This window comes from Agrobacterium bohemicum (assembly GCF_002896715.1).
Classification (GTDB): domain Bacteria; phylum Pseudomonadota; class Alphaproteobacteria; order Rhizobiales; family Rhizobiaceae; genus Agrobacterium; species Agrobacterium bohemicum.
The window spans coordinates 179609-199873 of record NZ_PGEL01000024.1 but is presented as its reverse complement, the minus strand read 5'-3'; the positions used below and the strand labels follow the sequence as shown (position 1 = coordinate 199873).

Genomic DNA, 20265 nt, shown 5'->3' with positions numbered 1-20265 from the left:
ACTAGGCCGGGAATAGTAACTGTTCTCGTCCTGTCTACAGGACCATGATCTTTCTGCCCTTGCGCAGAAACGGTAGAATGCGGCGCATGTCCCGAGGATGCAGCGCCACGCATCCCGCTGTTGGCTCATAACCGGGCCGGATCATGTGCATGAAGATCGCCGAACCGAGATTGCGGCGGCGAGATGTGATGTTCCAGTCGAGAACGAGACAGACATCGTAAAGACCATCCTGCCGCTGTATTTCCTCATGGCTTGGCTTGAAGGGTGCTTTGGCAGGGCGGTTATAGTTGGGGTCCGCAGGCGCATCGCACCATAGCATATCGGAGCGGGTGCGATGCATCGTCAGCGATGTTTTTAAAGCGGAAATCCTGTCGCCGCGATGAAAACCATACAGTATCGGCATGGTGGTCATCGGTGTTTTNCCATCGCCTTCCCGCTTGAGGCATGTGCGGCCATTGCGGCCTATCGCGGCCTGAAATGTGAGATGGCCAAGCTGAAGCAAAGCGCGGGTTTTATAGCGCGGCGCGGCGCGGAGAATGAGTTTCGCAGGCGATTTCGGCGGATTTTTTCTGTTCTTGAGCATCGTTCTCACGAGATTTTGCTTTGCAGGTGAGCCAACGTGACCTCATAGCTCCGCCTAATCTTACGACGAAGGGTTGACGTAGCGGCCTCAAACCGCTGAATTGGCTCACTAAAGCGAAAGGCATGTCATTCCTGCAAANCGAGTAAGCAGTTTTGTGCGACATGTTTNACTATACAATGAAAGGCTGAGATATCCCATGACGGCCCGTACACTTCTCCTTGTGGATGACGATGACGACCTTCGCGAGACACTTGCCGAGCAACTGTCTCCCTATGAGGAGTTCAATCTTCTCACCGGTGCCAACGCCAATCACGCAATTCAGACAGCGAAATCCACGCAGGTCGATCTGCTGATCATGGATGTCGGTCTGCCTGATATGGATGGGCGCGAGGCCGTGAAGCTGATGCGTAAAAACGGCTTCAAAGCCCCGATTATCATGCTGACTGGCCACGATACGGATTCCGATACGATCCTTGGTCTGGAGGCTGGCGCCAATGATTATGTGACAAAGCCGTTCCGCTTTGCCGTGCTTTTGGCGCGCGTTCGTGCGCAGCTACGCCAGTATGAGCAGAGCGAAGACGCGGTGTTTACCGTCGGCCCCTACCAGTTCAAGCCCAGCCAGAAGCTGCTGACGACCGAAGACGGCAAGAAAATCCGCCTGACGGAAAAGGAAGCGGCCATCATCCGCTATCTCTACCGCGCTGGCAGTGCCGTCGTGACGCGTGATGTGCTGCTCGAAGAGGTGTGGGGCTATAATTCCGGTGTGACAACGCACACGCTCGAAACCCACGTCTACCGTTTGCGCCAGAAGATCGAGCGCGACCCGTCGAATGCGGAGCTTCTGGTGACAGAAAACGGTGGCTACAAGATTGTGCCGTGACGACATTTCTGGCGGCGCGGGCTTGTCATAACCGCGCCGTTGTTCGAAAACCTATCCTACTCTTGAGTGATCCGGGNCTTCGAACGAAATGGCACTGAACGACGATATCCAGCTTTTGGCGCAGGTGCCTCTGTTTCAGGGTTTGAGCGACGACCAGTTGCGACTGATTGCGTTCGGTGCCGAGCGCCGCAAGATTGCGCAGGGACAGGCGCTGTTTCGGGAGCACTCGCCCTCTGAATGCGCTTTCGTCATCGCCCGTGGCGGCTTTCATCTCTACAGCACCGGTCGGAGCGGACAAGCGGAGCTTCAGGCAGCGCCAACGGCTGGCACGATGTTGTCGGAACTGGCCCTCTTCACGCTCTGCGAGCGCAAATATACCGCCGTCGCCTCGGAGGATTCCGAGGTCATCCGCATCACCCGCATTCTTTTTCACCGCATGATCGAAGAATTTCCCAATGTGGCGGACGTGGTCATGACCCGTATCAGGGACAATATCGCCGCGCTTTCAGCGGGCGCAACGGCACTGCAGGGCCGCTTCTCGTAAGTCTCAAAATTTGAAATGCGCCGTCACAGGCACATGGTCCGATGGGCGGTTCCAGCCTCGGGCTTCGCGCAGGATTTCGATGCGGTCCAGTGAGGGGCCGAGGTCTTGCGAGGACCAGATGTGGTCGAGGCGGCGACCGCGATTGGCGGCTTCCCAGTCCTTGGCGCGGTAGCTCCACCAGGTGTAGATTTTTTCGGTTTCCGGCACGTTCAGGCGCATCAGGTCCAGCCAGTTGCCCTTCTTCATGATCTCCAGCATGCCGTCCGTCTCTACAGGCGTGTGGCTGACGATTTNCAGCAGCTGTTTGTGTGACCAGACATCGTTTTCCAATGGTGCGATGTTCAGATCACCGACGAGGATAGAGGATGTGCCGGGAACGCCGTCGGCGCTCAATGCCTTCATCTCCTCAATGAAATCCAGCTTGTGACCGAATTTCGGGTTGATCGAGCGATCCGGTTCGTCACCGCCTGCGGGAACGTAGAAATTATGCAGGCGGATCTTGCGCGAGCCGACCTGGATGACGCCGGATATGTGGCGCGCGTCGCCAATGCCGCAATAGTCCTGCCGGTGATCTTCGGTCAGCGGCAGTTTCGAGGCAATGGCCACGCCGTGATAGCCTTTCTGGCCATGGATGATGATGTGTTCGTAGCCGAGAGCCTTCAAAGGCTTGAGTGGAAACTCGCCATTGGGGCATTTCGTTTCCTGGAGGCAGAGGACATCTGGCTTGTAACGCACGAGAAACTGCTCGACGATCGGCATGCGCAGCCGCACCGAGTTGATGTTCCAGGTGGTTATCGAAAAAGTCATGCCTGCGCTCCGTTTGTCCTTCAAGAAAAGGTGGAGGCAGGCTTATTACATCAGGCAGAAAACGGAAATGCTTTTCTCGACCCTAAAGATTTGATCAACCGCGACCGCGGACTTCTTCGTAATCGATGGCGAAGACCTTGTCGTCCAAGGCCATGCCGGTCTGAACGTTGAAANTCATCACAGTCGTATCCTTGTTCTGCGCATCCGTGGTGGTCCACTGGCGCAGATCGAAGGTTTTTGGGTCGAACATGAGCGTGATGGTCGAATCGCCGAAGACGCTCTTGTCGCCAAGGACGATGGTCGTCAGATCTGATTCCTGTTTGACATCGCGGACCTTCTGGTTTCCGAGATCAATCTTGTCGGACAGAAGCAGGCTGAGAGGTGTCTTCGACAGCGGGTAGAGATCCCAGGTTTTCAGCTTGTTGTTGCCGATCACGACATTCTTGCCATCGGAAATGACGCGCATGGGGGATGGGTCTTCATAGTTGAACCGCAGCTTGCCGGGGCGGGCGATATAGAACTTGCCACCCGTCTGCTCACCGCGCGGGCCGAACTGTACGAATTCGCCCATCATGGTTTTGACGGAAGAAAAGTGGCTGGCGATCTTCTGCGCTGCCGCATCGGCCTGTGCGAAGGCGGCGAAGGGCTGGAGAGCGGCCATCGCTGCTGTCGCCGAAAACAGGGTCATCACACCACGGCGCGTCATGTTGCCTTCAAAGGCGTTAGACTGCGCGGACGCGACCGGAATATTCTTTTTCATTCTTTNCTCCTTCATCGCATTCCGTATGCCGAAAAANCGCGGCGGCTTCATGACATAGGCAGTTTGATATAACGCCGAAACCACGCCTTGGTTGCTGATATTTCCGTGAGGGAACACGGTATTCAGCCACCGTTGCGTTGTTTGCCGTTCCCTAATCAATCCTGTTCGGTCGGCACCAGGATTTCGCGTTTGCCCGCGTGGTTGGCGGGACCGATGATGCCTTCCTGCTCCATGCGCTCGATGAGCGACGCGGCGCGATTGTAACCGATGCCCAGACGGCGCTGGACATAGGATGTCGATGCCTTGCCATCCCGCAGCACAACGGCAACTGCCTGATCGTAAGGGTCTTCGGACTCGGCCAGATTGCCGGTGCCTGCCGGACCGCCGCCATCCTCTTCGTCATCGTCTTCGGTGACGGCTTCGAGATAATCCGGCGAGCCTTGCGTCTTGAGATAGGACACGATCTCTTCGACCTCGTTATCGGCAACGAAGGGGCCGTGGACACGCTGAATGCGTCCGCCACCGGCCATGTAGAGCATGTCGCCCATGCCGAGCAGCTGTTCGCCACCCTGTTCGCCCAGGATGGTGCGGCTGTCGATCTTGGAGGTGACCTGGAAGGAGATGCGCGTCGGGAAGTTGGCTTTGATGGTACCGGTAATGACGTCCACGGAAGGGCGCTGTGTGGCCATGATGACGTGGATGCCGGCGGCACGCGCCATCTGGGCCAGACGTTGCACCGCACCTTCGATGTCCTTACCAGCCACCATCATCAGATCGGCCATCTCATCGATGATGACGACGATGTAGGGCAGGGGCTTCAGATCGAATTCTTCTGTTTCGTACATGGCTTCGCCGGTCTGGCGGTCGAAGCCGGTCTGCACGGTACGGGTCAGCACCTCGCCCTTGTCGAGCGCCTGCTGAACGCGGGTGTTGAAGCCATCGATGTTGCGCACACCGATCTTCGACATCTTCTTGTAGCGCTCTTCCATTTCGCGCACGGTCCATTTCAGCGCGACGACGGCCTTTTTCGGATCGGTAACGACGGGCGAGAGCAGATGCGGAATACCGTCATAGACCGACAATTCCAGCATTTTCGGGTCGATCATGATCAGGCGGCACTGTTCCGGCGTCATGCGATAGAGCAGCGACAGGATCATGGTGTTGATCGCCACCGATTTACCGGAACCGGTGGTGCCTGCGACCAGCAGATGCGGCATCTTGGCCAGATCGGCGATGACGGCTTCGCCGCCGATGGTCTTGCCGAGTGCCATGGGCAGCTTGGCCTTGTTGTTTNCGAAATCACGCGACGCCACGAGTTCGCGCAGATAGACCGTCTCACGCACCTTGTTTGGCAGTTCGATACCGATGGCATTGCGGCCGGGCACGACGGCGACGCGGGCGGCAATCGCGCTCATGGAACGGGCGATGTCGTCTGCCAGGCCGATGACGCGCGACGACTTGATGCCGGGTGCGGGTTCAAGCTCGTACATGGTGACGACGGGGCCGGGGCGAACATGGATGATCTCGCCCTTGACGCCGAAATCTTCCAGCACGCCTTCCAGCCTGCGGGCATTCTGCTCGAGAACATCTGCGTTCAACGTGCTGTCGCGCACGACGCTCTTGGGCTCAGCGAGAAGATGAACGGAGGGAAGCTGAAAACCGTCTCTGGCGATGAAGGATGGCTGTGCATCGCGGGCAAGGCGCTCGCTGGGCTTTGGACGTGCCGATGGCGGCGTGATGCGGGTCTGGCCTGCGGGCGGGCGGGCCGAAAACTGCGTGTCGCCGGAGAGGACACCCGCGGGCAGGCTGTCGTCGTCTTCATCACCCATCGAAATCGGTGGCGGTGATACGTCGATGCGTGCGCGGGCTTCGGCGCGTTCTTCGAAGGAGGGGTCGGCGCGATCCAGCCGGTTGATGGCCGTTTTCAGGCGCGATGGCTCGTTCAGCGTGCCGAACTCGTAATCGTTGAAGTCGTAGGGTTGCTCGAAATCACCGCGCATCGACTTCGGCTTCAGGCCGAACAGGCGGCGGAAACGGGCCTGGGTGATGTACCAATAGTGGGCGATTGCGCCGAAGGCGAGCAGGTTGGCGAAGAAGCCGTCGCCATCGTCTCCTTCGTCGTCTAGCTCCTCGACCTTGCGGGCCTTGCTGGTTGCTGACGCCTGAGGAACGAATACCTCTTCGACATCGTCAGGTGCGCCGAGCAGGCCGGAGGCAAACAGCATGAGCCAGGCTGCGGGAACGGCGAAAATGACGCCGAGAACCGTGGCGAAGGTGCCGGTGGGATAAGCGCCGATGAAAAGGGCCGGGAAGCGCAGGATCATATCACCGATGACGCCGCCGATGCCATTGGGTAGCGGCCATGTCAAAGGGGCGGGAAAGCAGCCGAGAGAGGCCGAAGCGATGAAAGCGCCGCTGATCCAGGCAACGAGGCGGACAGGAATGCGGTTGAAATTTCGGCCCGAGATCAGCGCAAACGCCCATGCGAGAATTGGCAGCATGGCGATGAGCGCGGACAGACCGAGGAATTGCATCATGATATCGGCAAAGATGGCGCCGCCATGGCCTAAGAGGTTCGTGGGCTCGTTGCCGGTGGCGTAGGACAGGCTGGGATCTGCGACATTCCACGTGGCCAATGCGGTGATGCCGAGCGCCAGCACGGCCAGCACGGCAAAGCCGCAGAGAGCCATGATCTGGCGCACGACGAATGCCGTCAGTACGAAGCGGTTATCGCGACCATTGAAAGCCGGAGACGTCACTCTGTCCATATGCTGAACCTGTCGTTTTTTCGTTGCTTCCGAAGTCCGGCCACAGGTGGCGAGACGGGATGACAGGGCAAAATAGCGGGTGGGTGGTTAATATGGCATTAACCATGCAAANTCAGGCATCACCAATGGCTTTTAAAACGAAAAGCCCGGCGATGTGCCGGGCTTCTCGTCTTTATGCGCGGGCCGCTGACCGGCCCGGCGTTTCTCTTATCAAGAGTGGTAAGCTGCTTCGCCGTGCGATGCGAGGTCGAGACCTTCGCGTTCGGCTTCGACTGGAACGCGCAGACCAACGATGAGATCAACGAGCTTGTAGAGGATCGCAGAGCCGATACCGGTCCACAGAAGCGTGATGACGACGGCCTGTACCTGAACCATGAACTGACCGCTCATCGTCTGTTCGCCGGCATAACCGATGCCGCCGAGCGAGNCACTTGCGAAGATGCCGGTTGCGAGAGCGCCGAAGATGCCGCCAACGCCGTGAACGCCGAAGACGTCTGCGGTGTCGTCATAGCCGAACTTGTTCTTCACCACGGAGACGAAGAAGTAGCATAGCGGAGAGACGATGATACCCATGACGATGGCACCCATGGGGCCAACGATACCGGCCGCAGGCGTAACGGCAACCAGACCGGCGATCATGCCAGATGCTGCACCCAGCATGGATGCTTTTCCGCGTGTGAAGGTTTCAACCAGGCACCACGACAGGATAGCTGCTGCCGTTGCAACGAAGGTGTTGACGGTTGCAAGCATCGCGCCGCCGGAGGCTTCGAGGTTGGAACCGGCGTTGAAGCCGAACCAGCCAACCCAGAGCATGGCTGCACCGACATAGGTCAGCGTCATGGAGTGAGGTGCCATCATGTCCTTGCCGAAGCCGGTACGCTTGCCGACCATGATCGCACCGATCAGACCGGCAACACCGGCGTTGATGTGAACAACCGTGCCGCCAGCGAAGTCGAGCGCGCCGAGACCGAAGAGGTAGCCCTTCGCGTCCCAGACCATGTGCGCAATCGGGAAGTAAACGAAGGTGACCCAAAGAATGCAGAACAGGATGGAGGCGGAGAACTTGATGCGTTCCGCGAACGCACCGATGATGAGTGCCGGTGTGATGGCAGCAAACGTCATCTGGAACATCACGAAGATGTATTCAGGAATGACGACGCCCTGCGAGAAGGTCGCAGCCGTGCTGTCCTTGGTGACGCCGGAGAGGAACATCTTGGCGAAGCCGCCGAAGAACGGGCTTTCGGAACCGCCGAAGGCGAAGGAATAGCCGTAGACGACCCAGATGATCATGACCGAAGCGGCGATGACGGTGCACTGCATCAGAACGGACAGCATGTTCTTGGAGCGAACGAGGCCGCCGTAAAACAGGCCAAGGCCAGGAATCGCCATGAACAGGACGAGGATGGTGGAAAGGAACATAAAGGCGGTGTCGCCCTTATCAGGAACGGCTGCGGCGGCAGCTGCAACCGGAGCCGCGGCGTCTTGCGCAAACGCAAAGGCGGGGGCGAGAAGGGCCGCCGCGCCGGCGCCGACGCTGAGCCGACCGAGTGTTGAAATTTTGTTGAATCGCATGGTTTGAAAACTCCCCTGTCAGCCGAGCTTAAAGCGCTTCTGTGTTGGTTTCGCCGGTACGGATGCGCACGGCCTGTTCAATCGAGTAGACGAAAATCTTGCCGTCGCCGATCTGCCCGGTCTTGGCGGAGGACGCGATTGCCTCGACGGCCTTCTCCACGAGATCGGAGGCAACGGCGATTTCGATCTTCAACTTGGGAAGAAAGCTGACCGCATATTCGGTGCCGCGATAAATTTCGGTGTGTCCCTTTNGGCGACCGTAACCCTTGACCTCGGTCACGGTCAGGCCCTGAATGCCGACAGCGGTAAGTGCTTCGCGCACCTCGTCCAGCTTGAACGGCTTGATAATGGCCATCACAATTTTCATCTGGTTTCCCATCCTTNGTTTGTCCTCGGCATGGAGCCGACCCTCCTGCCGCTGGCCGATCGATAACAGCGACTGACCTCGTACATTCAAGGCGTGTGCCAGTTTGATGATGTTTTTTNAAGTTATTGAAAAATATAGGTTATAATAAATAAGTCTGTAAANTAGGCACGGGCCTGCGCCATTCATGCAAAATTAATATGCGAAATTCAAAAATTGCTTAATATTTAATCATTTGCCATTTTGCGGATCAGGCCTTCCTGAGCCATGGAAGCAACCAGGATGCCGTCGCGTGTAAAAAGGCTGCCGCGCGTCAATCCGCGCGCGCCTGACGCACTGGGGCTGTCCTGGCTATAGAGCAGCCAGTCGTCCAGTTTGCAGGGTCGGTGAAACCACATGGCGTGGTCTAGGCTTGCGGCCTGAACGGCGGGGTCGAAGATCGTCGTGCCGTGAGCGTAAAGCGATGTATCGAGCAATGTCATGTCGGAAAGATAGGCGAGAACCGCCGCCTGATAGTGTCGGTCATCCGGTACATTGCCGACCGCTCTGACCCAGATGTCCTGATGCGGATCGAGCTTTTCCTTCGAGATGTAATGCGTCAACGAAACCGGTCTGATCTCGATGGGGCGCTTGTTTNCCCAGTATTTCCGGATGGCGGGCGGCGCCTTGGCCAAAAAGGCGTCGCGCATCTGCTCTTCGCTCATCAACTGTTCCGGCTGGGGAACGGTGGGGATTGTTGCCTGATGGTCGAAGCCACCCTCATCGATCTGGAAAGATGCCGACATGGAGAAAATCGCGTGACCATGCTGGATGGCGACGATGCGCCGTGTATTGAAGCTTGCCCCGTCGCGGATGCGGTCGACCTGATAGATGATCGGCACCAGGGGATCGCCTGGGCGCATGAAATAGGCGTGCAGGGAATGGACGAAACGGTCGTCTTGCACGGTGCGTTGCGCGGCCATCAGCGCCTGGGCGATGACCTGACCACCGAAANCACGCTGCCAGCCAACCTGTGGGCTTGTGCCGCGAAACAGGTTTTCCTCGAGCTTTTCGAGATCGAGCGTGGAAATCAGTTTTTCCATCGGCGCTGTATTTTCGAGAGGGCGCGACATTTTCGACATGCTCCGGCTGTAGGAAGACCTTTGGTGATGGTCTATAGTGGAGCTGTGAGATTCACAAGAATGCGGGAGAAGTCATGATGTTGGATGTGGTTGTTGCAGGCGGCGGATATGTCGGACTTGGCGTTGCTGTCGCCATCAAGCAGGGCGCGCCACATCTGAATGTCGAGGTCATCGAGGCTGCCCNTGATAATGTCTGGAAGAAGGACATGCGGGCGTCCGCGATCATCGCCGCGGCATCGCGGATGCTGGATGTTTTCGGCATATGGACCGAGTTGTTGCCGGAAGCGCAGGCGATCAACAAGATGATCGTAACGGATTCCAAGACCTCCGACCCGGTCCGCCCGGTGTTTCTGACCTTCGATGGCGACGTGGCAGACGGCCAGCCTTTTGCGCATATGGTGTCCAATGTCGCCATGGTGGGGGCGTTGCGCGGGCTGTGCGAACGGCTGGGCGTGACCATCCGCCATGGCCTGAGTGTTTCCGGCTTCGAGGCCGGACATCGCAGCAATCTTATCACGCTGTCCGACGGCTCCACGTTCGAGACACGGCTGCTGGTGGCTTGCGATGGTGTCCGCTCGGCGCTTCGCGATATGGCCGGCATCAAGACGGTACATTGGGCCTACGATCAATCCGGCATCGTCACGACGGTGGAACATGAGCGCCCGCATAATGGCTGCGCCGAAGAGCACTTCCTGCCGTCCGGCCCCTTTGCCATTCTGCCCTTGAAGGGCAATCGTTCGTCGCTGGTGTGGACGGAGCGCACTGCTGACGCCGATCAATTGGTGGCAGCAGACGATCTGGTGTTCGAGGAAGAGCTGGAACGCCGCTTCGGCCACAAGCTTGGCCCTATCAGGCCGGTTGGCCCACGGCGGGCTTTTCCGCTGGGTCTGACGCTGGCCCGCGCTTTCGTGGCACCGCGTCTTGCGCTGGCAGGTGATGCGGCGCACGGCATTCACCCGATTTCGGGCCAGGGGCTCAATCTCGGCTTCAAGGATGTGGCAGCCCTTGCTGAAACGATTGTCGAGGCAGATCGTCTGGGCCTCGATATCGGCTCGCTGAACGTGCTGGAGCGTTACCAGTCATGGCGGCGGTTCGATACGGTGCGCATGGGCATTACCACCGATGTGCTGAACCGGTTGTTTTCCAACGATGTCGGACCCATTCGTGTTGCGCGTGACTTCGGCCTGGGGATCGTGGACCGGATTCCGGGTCTCAAATCCTATTTCATCGGACAGGCGGCAGGCACCACCGACAAAGGCGGGCCGCGATTGTTGGCCGGTCAGCCGCTTTAATCCAGATATGTCGATTCAGGATTTGGTGGTAACAACCTTCGTGCAGACCAGATGTTGCCGTGAACAAAAGCTGAATCCACAACCTTAGCGATTCGTCTCTGATTCGTTCACAAGATGTTCCAGTCGCATTAAANCAGGCAAAACCCTTGGCCGATGCGCCTTTCGCGTGTTCCCTCCTTGCCTTTGACCTTCACGATTGCCATGTGTGGTGACAAGAGGCGGACGGAACGTTTCCGAATGGTTCTAAAACAGCAGTTCAGTCGATCTTACGGATAATACGTTGAATTCTCGCCCCATGATCTTGAGCGGCCGCGGTGTTACGGCCGTTCTTGGACCCACCAATACCGGCAAGACGCATTATGCCATCGAGCGCATGGTTGCCTATGGAAGCGGCGTGATCGGCCTGCCGTTGCGGCTGCTTGCCCGTGAAGTCTATACGCGGCTGGTGGAAAAGGTCGGTGCGCCCAACGTGGCGCTGATTACCGGTGAAGAAAAAATCACTCCGCCCAAGGCACCCTATTCAGTCTGCACGGTCGAGGCGATGCCGCGTGAAACCACGGCGGCCTTTGTGGCTATCGATGAGGTGCAACTGGCCGGAGACCTCGAGCGCGGCCATATCTTTACCGATCGCATCCTGCATCTTCGTGGTCGTGAGCAAACGCTGCTGCTGGGCGCTGGCACCATGCGACCTATTCTGGAAANGCTTTTGCCGGGTATTGTCGTGGTGGAGCGGCCCCGGCTTTCGCAATTATTCTACGCCGGACAGAAGAAAATCACCCGCCTGCCGCAGCGCACGGCCATCGTCGCGTTTTCCGCCGACGAGGTCTATGCCATTGCCGAACTGGTGCGCCGCCAGCGTGGCGGGGCGGCTGTGGTGCTGGGTGCGCTTTCCCCCAGAACACGCAATGCACAGGTCGGTCTCTATCAGTCCGGTGACGTCGAATATCTGGTCGCGACCGATGCCATCGGCATGGGTCTCAACCTCGATGTCGATCATGTTGCCTTTGCGCAGGACCGCAAGTTCGATGGTTATCAGTTCCGCAATCTGAATGCCGGCGAGATGGGGCAGATTGCCGGTCGTGCCGGTCGCCACCTTCGCGATGGTACGTTCGGGGTGACGGGTCAGGTCGATCCCTTCGATGACGAGCTCGTGCACCGGGTCGAATCACATCAGTTCGATTCGGTCAAAGTGCTGCAATGGCGCACCAAGAACTTCGATTATTCATCTATTGGAAATTTGCGGGCGAGCCTCGATACGCCTCCAACCATTCAGGGATTGACGCGCGCATTGCCCGCAATCGACCAGCAGGCGCTGGAACATCTTGCGCGTTATCCTGAAATCGTGGACATAACCACCAATGCTGCGCGCGTGGAAAAACTGTGGGAGGCCTGTGCCTTACCGGATTTTCGCCGCATCGCGCCGGCACAGCATGCCGACTTGATTTCGACCCTCTACTTCGACCTCGTCAAACGTGGAGCCGTTAATGAGGATTTCATGGCCGAACAGGTGCGGCGGGCGGACCGCACCGACGGAGAGATCGATACGCTATCTGCAAGGATTGCGCAGATCAGAACATGGACGTATGTATCAAACCGCCCAGGATGGCTTGCCGATCCGACACACTGGCAAGAAAAGACTCGGGAAATCGAAGATCGATTGTCCGATGCCTTACATGACAGGTTGACGAAACGCTTTGTTGATCGCAGGACATCTGTGCTCATGAGGCGCCTAAGAGAGAATGCGATGCTTGAAGCTGAAATCAGTGTGAATGGTGATGTCTTTGTTGAAGGACATCATGTCGGCCAATTGGCGGGTTTCCGGTTTACACCGGTGGCCGGAGCTGAAGGTCCAGATGCCAAGGCTGTGCAAGGCGCAGCGCAGAAGGCGCTTGCTTTGGAATACGAGGCGCGTGCCGCGCGCCTGCATGCCAGTGGCAACAGCGATCTCGCGCTGAGCTCTGATGGGCTGGTCCGCTGGTTGGGTGAACCCGTCGCTCGTCTGACCGCTGGCGACAATATCATGAAGCCGCGTGTCATCATGCTGGCCGACGAACAGTTGAGCGGCAATGCGCGTGATCACGCCGTTGCCCGCATCGAGCGTTTCGTGAACCACCAGATCGCAACCGTCTTGAAGCCATTGGACGATATTTCCCGCGCCGAAGACCTTCAGGGTCTGGCAAAGGGTCTGGCGTTCCAGCTGGTGGAAAATCTCGGCGTCCTGTTCCGTCGCGACGTGACCGAAGAGGTCAAGACGCTGGATCAGGATGCGCGCGCCTCCATGCGCCGCTACGGCATTCGCTTTGGCGCCTACCACGTTTTCTTGCCTGCGCTGTTGAAGCCTGCTCCGGCGGAGCTGGTGACGCTGCTGTGGGCGCTGAAGAACGATGGTCTGGGCAAGCCCGGTTACGGTGATCTCATCCCGGTTCTTGCCGCCGGCCGCACGTCTGTGGTGACGGATGCCAGCTATGAGCGCATGTTCTACAAGCTTGCGGGCTTCCGCTTCCTGGGCAAGCGCGCCGTGCGTATCGACATTCTGGAACGCCTTGCCGATCTTATCCGTCCACTGTTGCAGTGGAAGCCGGGTGCACAGGCGCGTCCTGAAGGTGCTTATGACGGACGTCGTTTCACAACGACCACCGCCATGCTGTCCATTCTGGGTGCGACACTCGACGATATGGAAGAAATTCTCAAAGGTCTTGGTTACCGTGCCGATCAGGTGAGCGCCGAAGAGGCTGCGATCTTCCTTGGCCAGACTACCGATGCTGCAAAGACTGAAGCGTCTGCCGACGCTGCGCCGTCTGAAGAGACGGCATCACATGATGACGCTGATGCAGAAACATCTTCGGAAGACACGTCCGCTGCGGAGGCTCCTGCCGACGTGAAGGCGGAAGAAGCGCCTGCCGCTGCAACGGAAGAAGAAGCGGCAGCAGCAACTGAAGCCACTGAGACGGCGCAGGAGCCGTCCGCTGACGCTGCACCTGCCGAAGTCACCGAACCGAAGCCGGTTCTGCTGTGGCGTCCCGGCGGTCGTAACGACACCCAGCGCAGCGACAACAGGCGTCCCGGCAACCGTGGCCAGGGAGAACGCCGTGCAGAGGGTGGCGAAGACCGCAAGCCTGCGCCGCGTGACAATGCCGGTCGTGATGGCGCTGCCCGCGATGGTGATCGCAAGCGTGACGGCGACCGCAAACGCGACGGTGGTCGTCCAGACCGCAACAGCAACAACAATCGCAATGATCGTCCCGATCGTGGCGAGCGCAAGGACAGACCTGATCGCAACGACCGTGGCGGCAAGCCGCAGGGTCAGCAGCGTTTCGAAGCCAAGCCACCGCGCAAGGAGAAGCCGCTGGACCCGGATTCGCCTTTCGCCAAGCTCGCTGCTCTGAAGGACCAGCTGAAGAAGTAAGGTATGGGTGAAANGCAACAGCCACAGGATGCAGGCCGTCAGCGCCTCGACAAGTGGCTGTTCTTCGCCCGTATGGTCAAATCCCGCTCCCTTGCCCAGAGCTACATTCAATCCGGCAATGTACGGATCAACGGCAATGCCGTTCGCCAATCCAGCCATTTGGTGAAGCTGGGTGATAAGCTGGAACTTTCCTTCGAGCGTTCGAGCCGTATTCTTGTCGTTCTGGCTTCCGGCGAGCGACGTGGTCCTTATGAGGAAGCCAAGCTTCTCTACGACGACCAGACCCCACCACCCGCACCAAGCGACCACATGACACCATTCGAGCAGGCGATGCGAGAGCCAGGTAGCGGACGCCCGACGAAGAAAGAGCGCCGTGCACTCGACCGGTTTATTTCCGATAGCGGCGAAGGCTTCGAGTGATGGACCTTGGCAGCTATCCAACCCAAAGACGTCGACTTGGCCTGGAATAAATCACTCATATAGGCTGGTTTTTCAGAAACGTTTGTCCTTGCTATCTCTTGGTAAAGGCATTACCTCACTTGCAAAAATGCCCTTTCTGAATTCCGGGCGAGGGCTTGTGTTCGATAGCTCAATGACCCGGCCTTGCATATTCTGGAGTCCATCATGACGTATGTCGTGACTGATAATTGCATTCGCTGTAAATATACCGACTGTGTTGAAGTGTGCCCTGTCGACTGCTTCTACGAGGGTGAGAATTTTCTGGCGATCAACCCGGACGAGTGCATCGATTGTGGTGTGTGCGAACCCGAATGTCCCGCAGAGGCAATCAAGCCGGATACGGAGCCAGGTCTCGACAAGTGGCTGACGTTGAATGCCGAATATGCGGCAATCTGGCCCAACATCACCATCAAGCGCGATCCGATGCCCGAAGCCAAGGAGATGGACGGCGTCAGCGGCAAGCTCGATCTATATTTTNCGGCTGAGCCGGGTAAGGGCGACTGATCCATCATCTGTCACAGGATTTAAAAAAGCCTCCCGGTTTGCACCGTGGAGGCTTTTTCGTATTCGGTTATCGTCAGCTACCACGCCCGGATTGTAGCGTGGTTGAGAGCAGGGTCAGCAAGGCCACACTTTCCTCCAGGCTTTGTCGCTGGCGGCTTTGGAGTATGGCTGACTGTAATCGGTTCATTTCACGCGCAATCGCCGCTGGCTGCCATGTGCGCAGCGCGCGTTCGATGATCGGTTTGCGACGGAAGTGGACGCCGCGCCCGAGCGTCAGCATGACCTGACCGGCCTGCTGTTTCTTGTCGTCCATTTCGGCCCGCATCTGGTCCAGCAGCTGGAACTGCCGCAGGCAACCTTGCAGGACCAGAAAGATCGGCGTTTTGGAGGCGATGATTTTCTGGGTGGCGTGAAAGAAGGCGTTGCGGTCACCCTTGAGAATCGCATCGACGGCATCGTCGGCGGACACGGCGCTCGCGTCACCGATAATGGCCATGACATCGTCTTCTTCGATCACATCGCGGCCCCGGCAATAGAGCGCCAGCTTGCGCACCTCGTTGCGCGATGCAATACGGTCGCCGCCAAGCGATTCCGTCAGTCTTTGACGAGCGGCGGGTGCGATGCGCAGGTGCTCGGTCGAGAACTCCTGATCGATCAGCGCGTTCAATGCGCGGGCATCGTCGGCGTAGCAGGGAATGGCGGCAATGGCGCGTGATGGCTCTGAGATCTTGCGAAGGCCGGTGCCTTTCTTCAGATCGCCTGCCTCGATGATGAGGAAGCTCGATTCGGGTGGGGTTTCCGACAGAATCTGCAGGGCGTCTACCAGCGCCTTTTCATTGGCGGCGCCCTTGACCCAGACCAGCTTTTCGCCGCCGAAAAGGCCAATGGCATTGACCTCATCCAGAAGACGGCCGGGATCACCTTGCAGATCGGCAGCGGTAATCTTCAGCGATGCGAAAGCATCGTTGGGATCGATGCCGGTTCTCGACGCGATGAGGGACGCACGTTCGGAGACAAGACCGCGGTCAGGTCCGTAGAGGACAAAAACACGAAAACGCTCCGCCGGTTTTTCGGCGAAGCGTTCGAATTCATGGGATTTTATTTCCGTCATCAGCCGGTTCTTAGCGGCCGAGCGTGGCGGCGATATCCGTACCGATGATTTCCGCCAGTTCCCGTGCCGCACGGTTTTGGCCATCCCTGATAGCGCGGAGTTTGGCGAATTCCTGCTGCGGCAGGTCGAGCATGGAAGTGACGGTGCGGGTTGCTGCGCGCAGAACCTGACCATCGGAGATACGGGTTATCACATATTTGCCTGTCATGCTGACACGCCCTGGATAGGGACCATCATAGTTGTTCTTGCTGACAGACAGGCTGGTGTCGTCGGTGACCTCGGTGGAGGTCGCGCTGGATGTCACTGTCAGCTTGACGTCGTATTCCTTGGTTTTCGGAGCGCCAGCACCGCCGTAAGCGAGGAAGACGAGATGGTTGCGAACTTCCTGCGTGATCCGGTCTTCAGCTGACGAAAAGTTCACGGTCTCGAACTTCTCACGCGTACCGGAGGCCTGGCTATAGAGCGGGCGGACCTGGCACCCTGCAAGGATGCCAGCGCACAAAACGACAGAGATTGCGGCTGCTATGCGGCCCCATTTGGAATAGGCATCAGACAACAATGTTCACAATCCTTTGTGGCACCACAATGATTTTTTNCGGCTCGGCTCCGGCCAGCGCCGCTTTCACGGCATCCAGTTCCATCACCGCCGCTTTGACGGCATCTTGATCCGCATCGCGCGCGATTGTCAATTCGCCACGCTTCTTGCCATTGATTTGAACCGGCATGACGACGTCATTTTCTTCGATCAATGCAGGCACGAAGGCAGGCCATGGGCTTTGCGCAACAAGGCCGTCATTGCCCAGCGCCGTCCAGCATTCCTCGGCCAGATGCGGCGTCATCGGTGCAATCAGGCGGATGAGGATTTCGGCGGCATCACGCGCGGCGGCCTTTACATCGTCTGCCTTGCCACCATTGGCGATATCCGCAAACGGACCGGCCAGCGTGTTGACGAGTTCATAGATGCGGGCAATCGCCTTGTTGAAGGCCAGCTTGTCCAGATCGTCCTGCACTGCTTTCAGCGTCTTGTGGGCAGCCTTGGAGACCACAAGTCCTTCGCCCTGCGTGGCTGGAGCCGGTTTGACGGATTTCAACTCATCCGCCGCCTCGCCGATGATGCGCCAGACGCGCTGTACGAAGCGGTGTGCGCCTTCGACACCGGCTTCCGACCATATCACGTCACGATCGGGCGGGCTGTCCGACAGAACGAAGAAGCGAGCGGTATCGGCCCCGTAGGAGGCGATGATATCGTCGGGGTCGACAACGTTCTTCTTCGACTTCGACATCTTTTCGATGGAGCCGATCTGAACCTCGTCACCGCCTGACAAGAGGAAGGCACGGCGTGCGCCGTCCACTTCCTCGATGCGGATATCGGCAGGCACAACCCATTGGCCGTTCTGGCCTTCGCCGAGACGATAGGTTTCGTGCACGACCATGCCTTGCGTAAACAGGCCCTTGAAGGGCTCCTTTACGTCCACATGGCCGGTGGCCTTCATCGCGCGTGTAAAGAAGCGCGAGTAGAGCAGATGCAGGATCGCGTGTTCGATGCCACCGATATACTGATCCACCGGCAGCCAATGGCTGGCGACCTTCGGGTCGGTCGGCTGGCTTTCCCAAGGCGCTGTGAAGCGTGTGAAGTACCAGCTCGAATCGACGAATGTATCCATCGTGTCGNTTTCGCGCCGTGCTGCATGGCCGCATTGCGGGCAGGAAACATGACGCCATGTGGGGTGGCGATCCAACGGATTGCCGGGCACATCGAAGGTCACGTCATCAGGCAGTTTGACCGGCAGGTCCTTCTTTGGAACCGGAACGACACCGCAGACTTCGCAATGGATGACCGGGATCGGGCAACCCCAGTAGCGCTGGCGGGAAATACCCCAGTCGCGCAGACGGAAATTGACCTTGCGCTCAGCCTGTGGCGCGTCGGCCAGTGTCTGCGCTGACAGTTTCGACACGACGGCTTCGAAAGCCTCCGTCGTTGTCATGCCATCGAGAAACTGCGAATTGATCATGACGCCGTCATCGACATAGGCGGTATCGTCAACGCCGAAGGTTTCAGCGTTTTCGCCTTCCGGCATGACAACGGCCACCACCGGCAAATTGTATTTGCGGGCGAAATCCAGATCGCGCTGGTCGCCGGACGGGCAACCGAAGATGGCACCGGTGCCGTAATCCATCAACACGAAATTGGCGATGTAAACAGGCAGTTCCCAAGACGGGTCGAGCGGATGAACGACCTTGACGCCGGTATCGAAACCGCGCTTTTCGGCTGTCTCAAGAGCAGCGAGCGACGTGCCCTGGCGGCGGCATTCGTCGCAGAACTGAGCGATGTCAGCGTTGGTCTCCGACAGGGTCTTGGCCAAGGGGTGATCGGCGGCGATGGCCAGGAACGATGCGCCGAACAGCGTGTCGGGGCGGGTCGTGTAAACCGTAATGTCGTTGAAGCCCGCAGGCGCGGTGGAGGCCACCGTCTGCCAGCGCAGTGACAGGCCTTCCGACTTGCCGATCCAGTTCTTCTGCATCAGGCGGACTTTTTCCGGCCATTGGTCGAGCTGATCCAGTTCGTCCAGCAAGTCCTGGCTGAAATCGGTGATGCGGAAGAACCATTGCGTCAATTCGCGCTGTTCGACCAAGGCACCGGAGCGCCAGCCGCGCCCGTCGATGACCTGCTCATTGGCCAGCACGGTATGATCGACCGGGTCCCAGTTGACCTTGGACTGCTTGCGATAGACCAGACCCTTTNCCATGAAGTCAATGAACAGCGCCTGCTGCTGGCTGTAATATTCCACGTCACAAGTGGCAAATTCACGGGTCCAGTCCAGAGACAGGCCCATGGACTTCAACTGGCCGCGCATGCTGGCAATGTTCTGATAGGTCCAGTCCTTGGGATGGACGTTGTTCTGCATGGCGGCGTTTTCCGCAGGCATGCCGAAGGCGTCCCAGCCCATGGGGTGCAGCACGTTATAACCGCGCGCACGCTTGTAGCGGGCAACGACGTCACCCATCGCATAGTTGCGGACATGTCCCATGTGGATGCGGCCGGATGGATATGGAAACATCTCGAGAACGTAATATTTCTCACGGGCATCGCTGTTATCTGTCACGAAGACATTGTCTTCGTTCCATTTTNGCTGCCAGCGCGGCTCTGCGTCGCGAGGATTATAACGTTCGATGGCCATACTTCTGAAATCCGGGTATCAAGGGGAAAATTCGCGCTGACCTTCACCACGAAACGGCGTATGCGTCAAGTTTGGCGGGGCTGCTGCGGGTGCAATCTTGGGTGACAGCGTTCAAATGGTGACAATGGCGCTTGGCATCAAGCCCAACGGCGGCTACTGAACCCACTCTCCTCGAGTTTAAATGAAGGTCTGGTCATGGAAATCGAAGCGCGCCTTTTGGATGTCACGCAGCGGATTGAAGCGGTTGCGGAAAAAGCAGGGCGGAAAGCCGGTAGTGTCAGTCTCGTTGCGGTGTCCAAGACATTCGATGGCGATGCGATCCAGCCCGTGATCGATTGCGGCCAGCGCACTTTCGGCGAAAACCGCGTTCAGGAAGCGCAGGGCAAGTGGCCCGCTCTGAAGGAAAAGACCGCTGGTATCGAGCTGCATCTGATCGGGCCGCTACAATCCAACAAAGCGGCGGATGCGGTTGCGCTGTTCGACGTGATCGAAACCGTCGATCGCGAGAAGATTGCCAAAGCACTTGCCGAAGAAGTCAAGAAGCAGGGGCGGGCGCTGCGTTTCTACGTTCAGGTCAACACCGGGCTGGAGCCGCAAAAGGCAGGTATCGACCCGCGTGAGACGGTCGCCTTTGTTGCGATGTGCCGGGATGAGCTGGCGTTGAATGTGGAAGGTCTGATGTGCATTCCGCCCGCCGATGAAAATCCCGGTCCACACTTTGCGCTTCTGGCAAAGCTTGCCGGAGAATGCGGACTGGAAAANCTGTCCATGGGCATGTCGGGTGATTTCGAAACTGCGGTGGAATTCGGCGCGACGAGCGTGCGGGTGGGATCGGCGATTTTCGGCACACGCTGAGCGAACCTTCATCAAAATGAAAAAGCCACGGCACCGTCTGGAGCCGTGGCTTTTTGTTGA

Annotated in this window: 17 protein-coding genes; 7 read left to right on the top strand and 10 right to left on the bottom strand. The window is 58.2% G+C overall.

The genetic code is table 11. The features are described 5' to 3' along the window. Positions 1 to 34 precede the first annotated feature (34 nt). Positions 35 to 583 carry a L,D-transpeptidase family protein gene (locus CUC55_RS11325; protein ID WP_067645921.1) on the bottom strand — a complete coding sequence of 183 codons (549 nt, stop codon included), beginning with the start codon at positions 581 to 583 and terminating at the stop codon, positions 35 to 37. 196 nt (positions 584 to 779) lie between these two features. On the opposite strand from CUC55_RS11325, the gene CUC55_RS11320 reads away from it, so the two are divergent. Then, positions 780 to 1463, top strand: coding sequence for a response regulator transcription factor (locus CUC55_RS11320; RefSeq protein ID WP_067645918.1), 684 nt, complete (start codon positions 780 to 782; stop codon positions 1461 to 1463). A gap of 88 nt (positions 1464 to 1551) precedes the next feature. Then, the gene (locus CUC55_RS11315; protein WP_067645916.1) at positions 1552 to 2007 is read left to right on the top strand and encodes a cyclic nucleotide-binding domain-containing protein; all 456 of its coding nucleotides are present in this window, start codon (positions 1552 to 1554) and stop codon (positions 2005 to 2007) included. A 3-nt stretch (positions 2008 to 2010) separates the two neighbouring features. Here the strand turns inward: CUC55_RS11315 and CUC55_RS11310 are convergent, their stop codons facing one another. The 6 genes from CUC55_RS11310 to tesB form a co-directional block, all read right to left on the bottom strand. After that, complete coding sequence (locus CUC55_RS11310; RefSeq protein ID WP_103087894.1) at positions 2011 to 2814, bottom strand: exodeoxyribonuclease III; 804 nt, start codon at positions 2812 to 2814, stop codon at positions 2011 to 2013. Between the two features lie 94 nt (positions 2815 to 2908). Beyond that, the gene (locus tag CUC55_RS11305) at positions 2909 to 3625 is read right to left on the bottom strand and encodes an outer membrane lipoprotein carrier protein LolA (protein WP_103088000.1); all 717 of its coding nucleotides are present in this window, start codon (positions 3623 to 3625) and stop codon (positions 2909 to 2911) included. Between the two features lie 104 nt (positions 3626 to 3729). Continuing rightward, complete coding sequence (locus CUC55_RS11300; RefSeq protein WP_103087893.1) at positions 3730 to 6342, bottom strand: FtsK/SpoIIIE family DNA translocase; 2613 nt, start codon at positions 6340 to 6342, stop codon at positions 3730 to 3732. 210 nt (positions 6343 to 6552) lie between these two features. Further along, a complete protein-coding gene (locus CUC55_RS11295) occupies positions 6553 to 7914 on the bottom strand; it encodes an ammonium transporter (protein ID WP_103087892.1) in 1362 nt (453 codons plus the stop codon). A 28-nt stretch (positions 7915 to 7942) separates the two neighbouring features. Further along, complete coding sequence (locus CUC55_RS11290) at positions 7943 to 8293, bottom strand: P-II family nitrogen regulator (protein WP_170063870.1); 351 nt, start codon at positions 8291 to 8293, stop codon at positions 7943 to 7945. Between the two features lie 212 nt (positions 8294 to 8505). Then, entirely contained in the window at positions 8506 to 9390 is an 885-nt protein-coding gene (gene tesB / locus CUC55_RS11285; RefSeq protein ID WP_103087890.1) for an acyl-CoA thioesterase II, read from the bottom strand. A gap of 59 nt (positions 9391 to 9449) precedes the next feature. On the opposite strand from tesB, the gene CUC55_RS11280 reads away from it, so the two are divergent. The 4 genes from CUC55_RS11280 to fdxA all read left to right on the top strand — a co-directional run bounded on the left by CUC55_RS11280 (position 9450) and on the right by fdxA (position 15060). Then, on the top strand, positions 9450 to 10691 hold the full coding sequence (locus CUC55_RS11280) for a ubiquinone biosynthesis hydroxylase (RefSeq protein ID WP_280953206.1): 1242 nt from the start codon (positions 9450 to 9452) through the stop codon (positions 10689 to 10691). A 295-nt stretch (positions 10692 to 10986) separates the two neighbouring features. Next, complete coding sequence (locus tag CUC55_RS11275; RefSeq protein WP_103087888.1) at positions 10987 to 14097, top strand: helicase-related protein; 3111 nt, start codon at positions 10987 to 10989, stop codon at positions 14095 to 14097. Positions 14098 to 14100: 3 nt separating this feature from the next. Next, entirely contained in the window at positions 14101 to 14517 is a 417-nt protein-coding gene (locus tag CUC55_RS11270; protein ID WP_103087887.1) for an RNA-binding S4 domain-containing protein, read from the top strand. Between the two features lie 204 nt (positions 14518 to 14721). Next, positions 14722 to 15060 (top strand): ferredoxin FdxA, encoded by a 339-nt coding sequence (gene fdxA, locus CUC55_RS11265; RefSeq protein ID WP_103087999.1) that lies wholly within the window; start codon positions 14722 to 14724, stop codon positions 15058 to 15060. A gap of 73 nt (positions 15061 to 15133) precedes the next feature. Here the strand turns inward: fdxA and holA are convergent, their stop codons facing one another. Genes holA through leuS form a run of 3 tightly spaced genes read right to left on the bottom strand, consistent with a single transcriptional unit; the run spans position 15134 to position 19350 of the window. Next, positions 15134 to 16171, bottom strand: coding sequence for a DNA polymerase III subunit delta (gene holA, locus CUC55_RS11260; RefSeq protein ID WP_067645902.1), 1038 nt, complete (start codon positions 16169 to 16171; stop codon positions 15134 to 15136). A gap of 10 nt (positions 16172 to 16181) precedes the next feature. Next, positions 16182 to 16730 (bottom strand): hypothetical protein, encoded by a 549-nt coding sequence (locus CUC55_RS11255; protein WP_245303909.1) that lies wholly within the window; start codon positions 16728 to 16730, stop codon positions 16182 to 16184. Continuing rightward, complete coding sequence (gene leuS, locus CUC55_RS11250) at positions 16720 to 19350, bottom strand: leucine--tRNA ligase (RefSeq protein ID WP_103087886.1); 2631 nt, start codon at positions 19348 to 19350, stop codon at positions 16720 to 16722. Before leuS ends, CUC55_RS11255 begins: the two co-directional genes overlap by 11 nt. Positions 19351 to 19545: 195 nt before the next feature. On the opposite strand from leuS, the gene CUC55_RS11245 reads away from it, so the two are divergent. Then, positions 19546 to 20205 carry a YggS family pyridoxal phosphate-dependent enzyme gene (locus CUC55_RS11245; protein WP_103087885.1) on the top strand — a complete coding sequence of 220 codons (660 nt, stop codon included), beginning with the start codon at positions 19546 to 19548 and terminating at the stop codon, positions 20203 to 20205. The last annotated feature ends 60 nt before the right edge of the window (positions 20206 to 20265 follow it).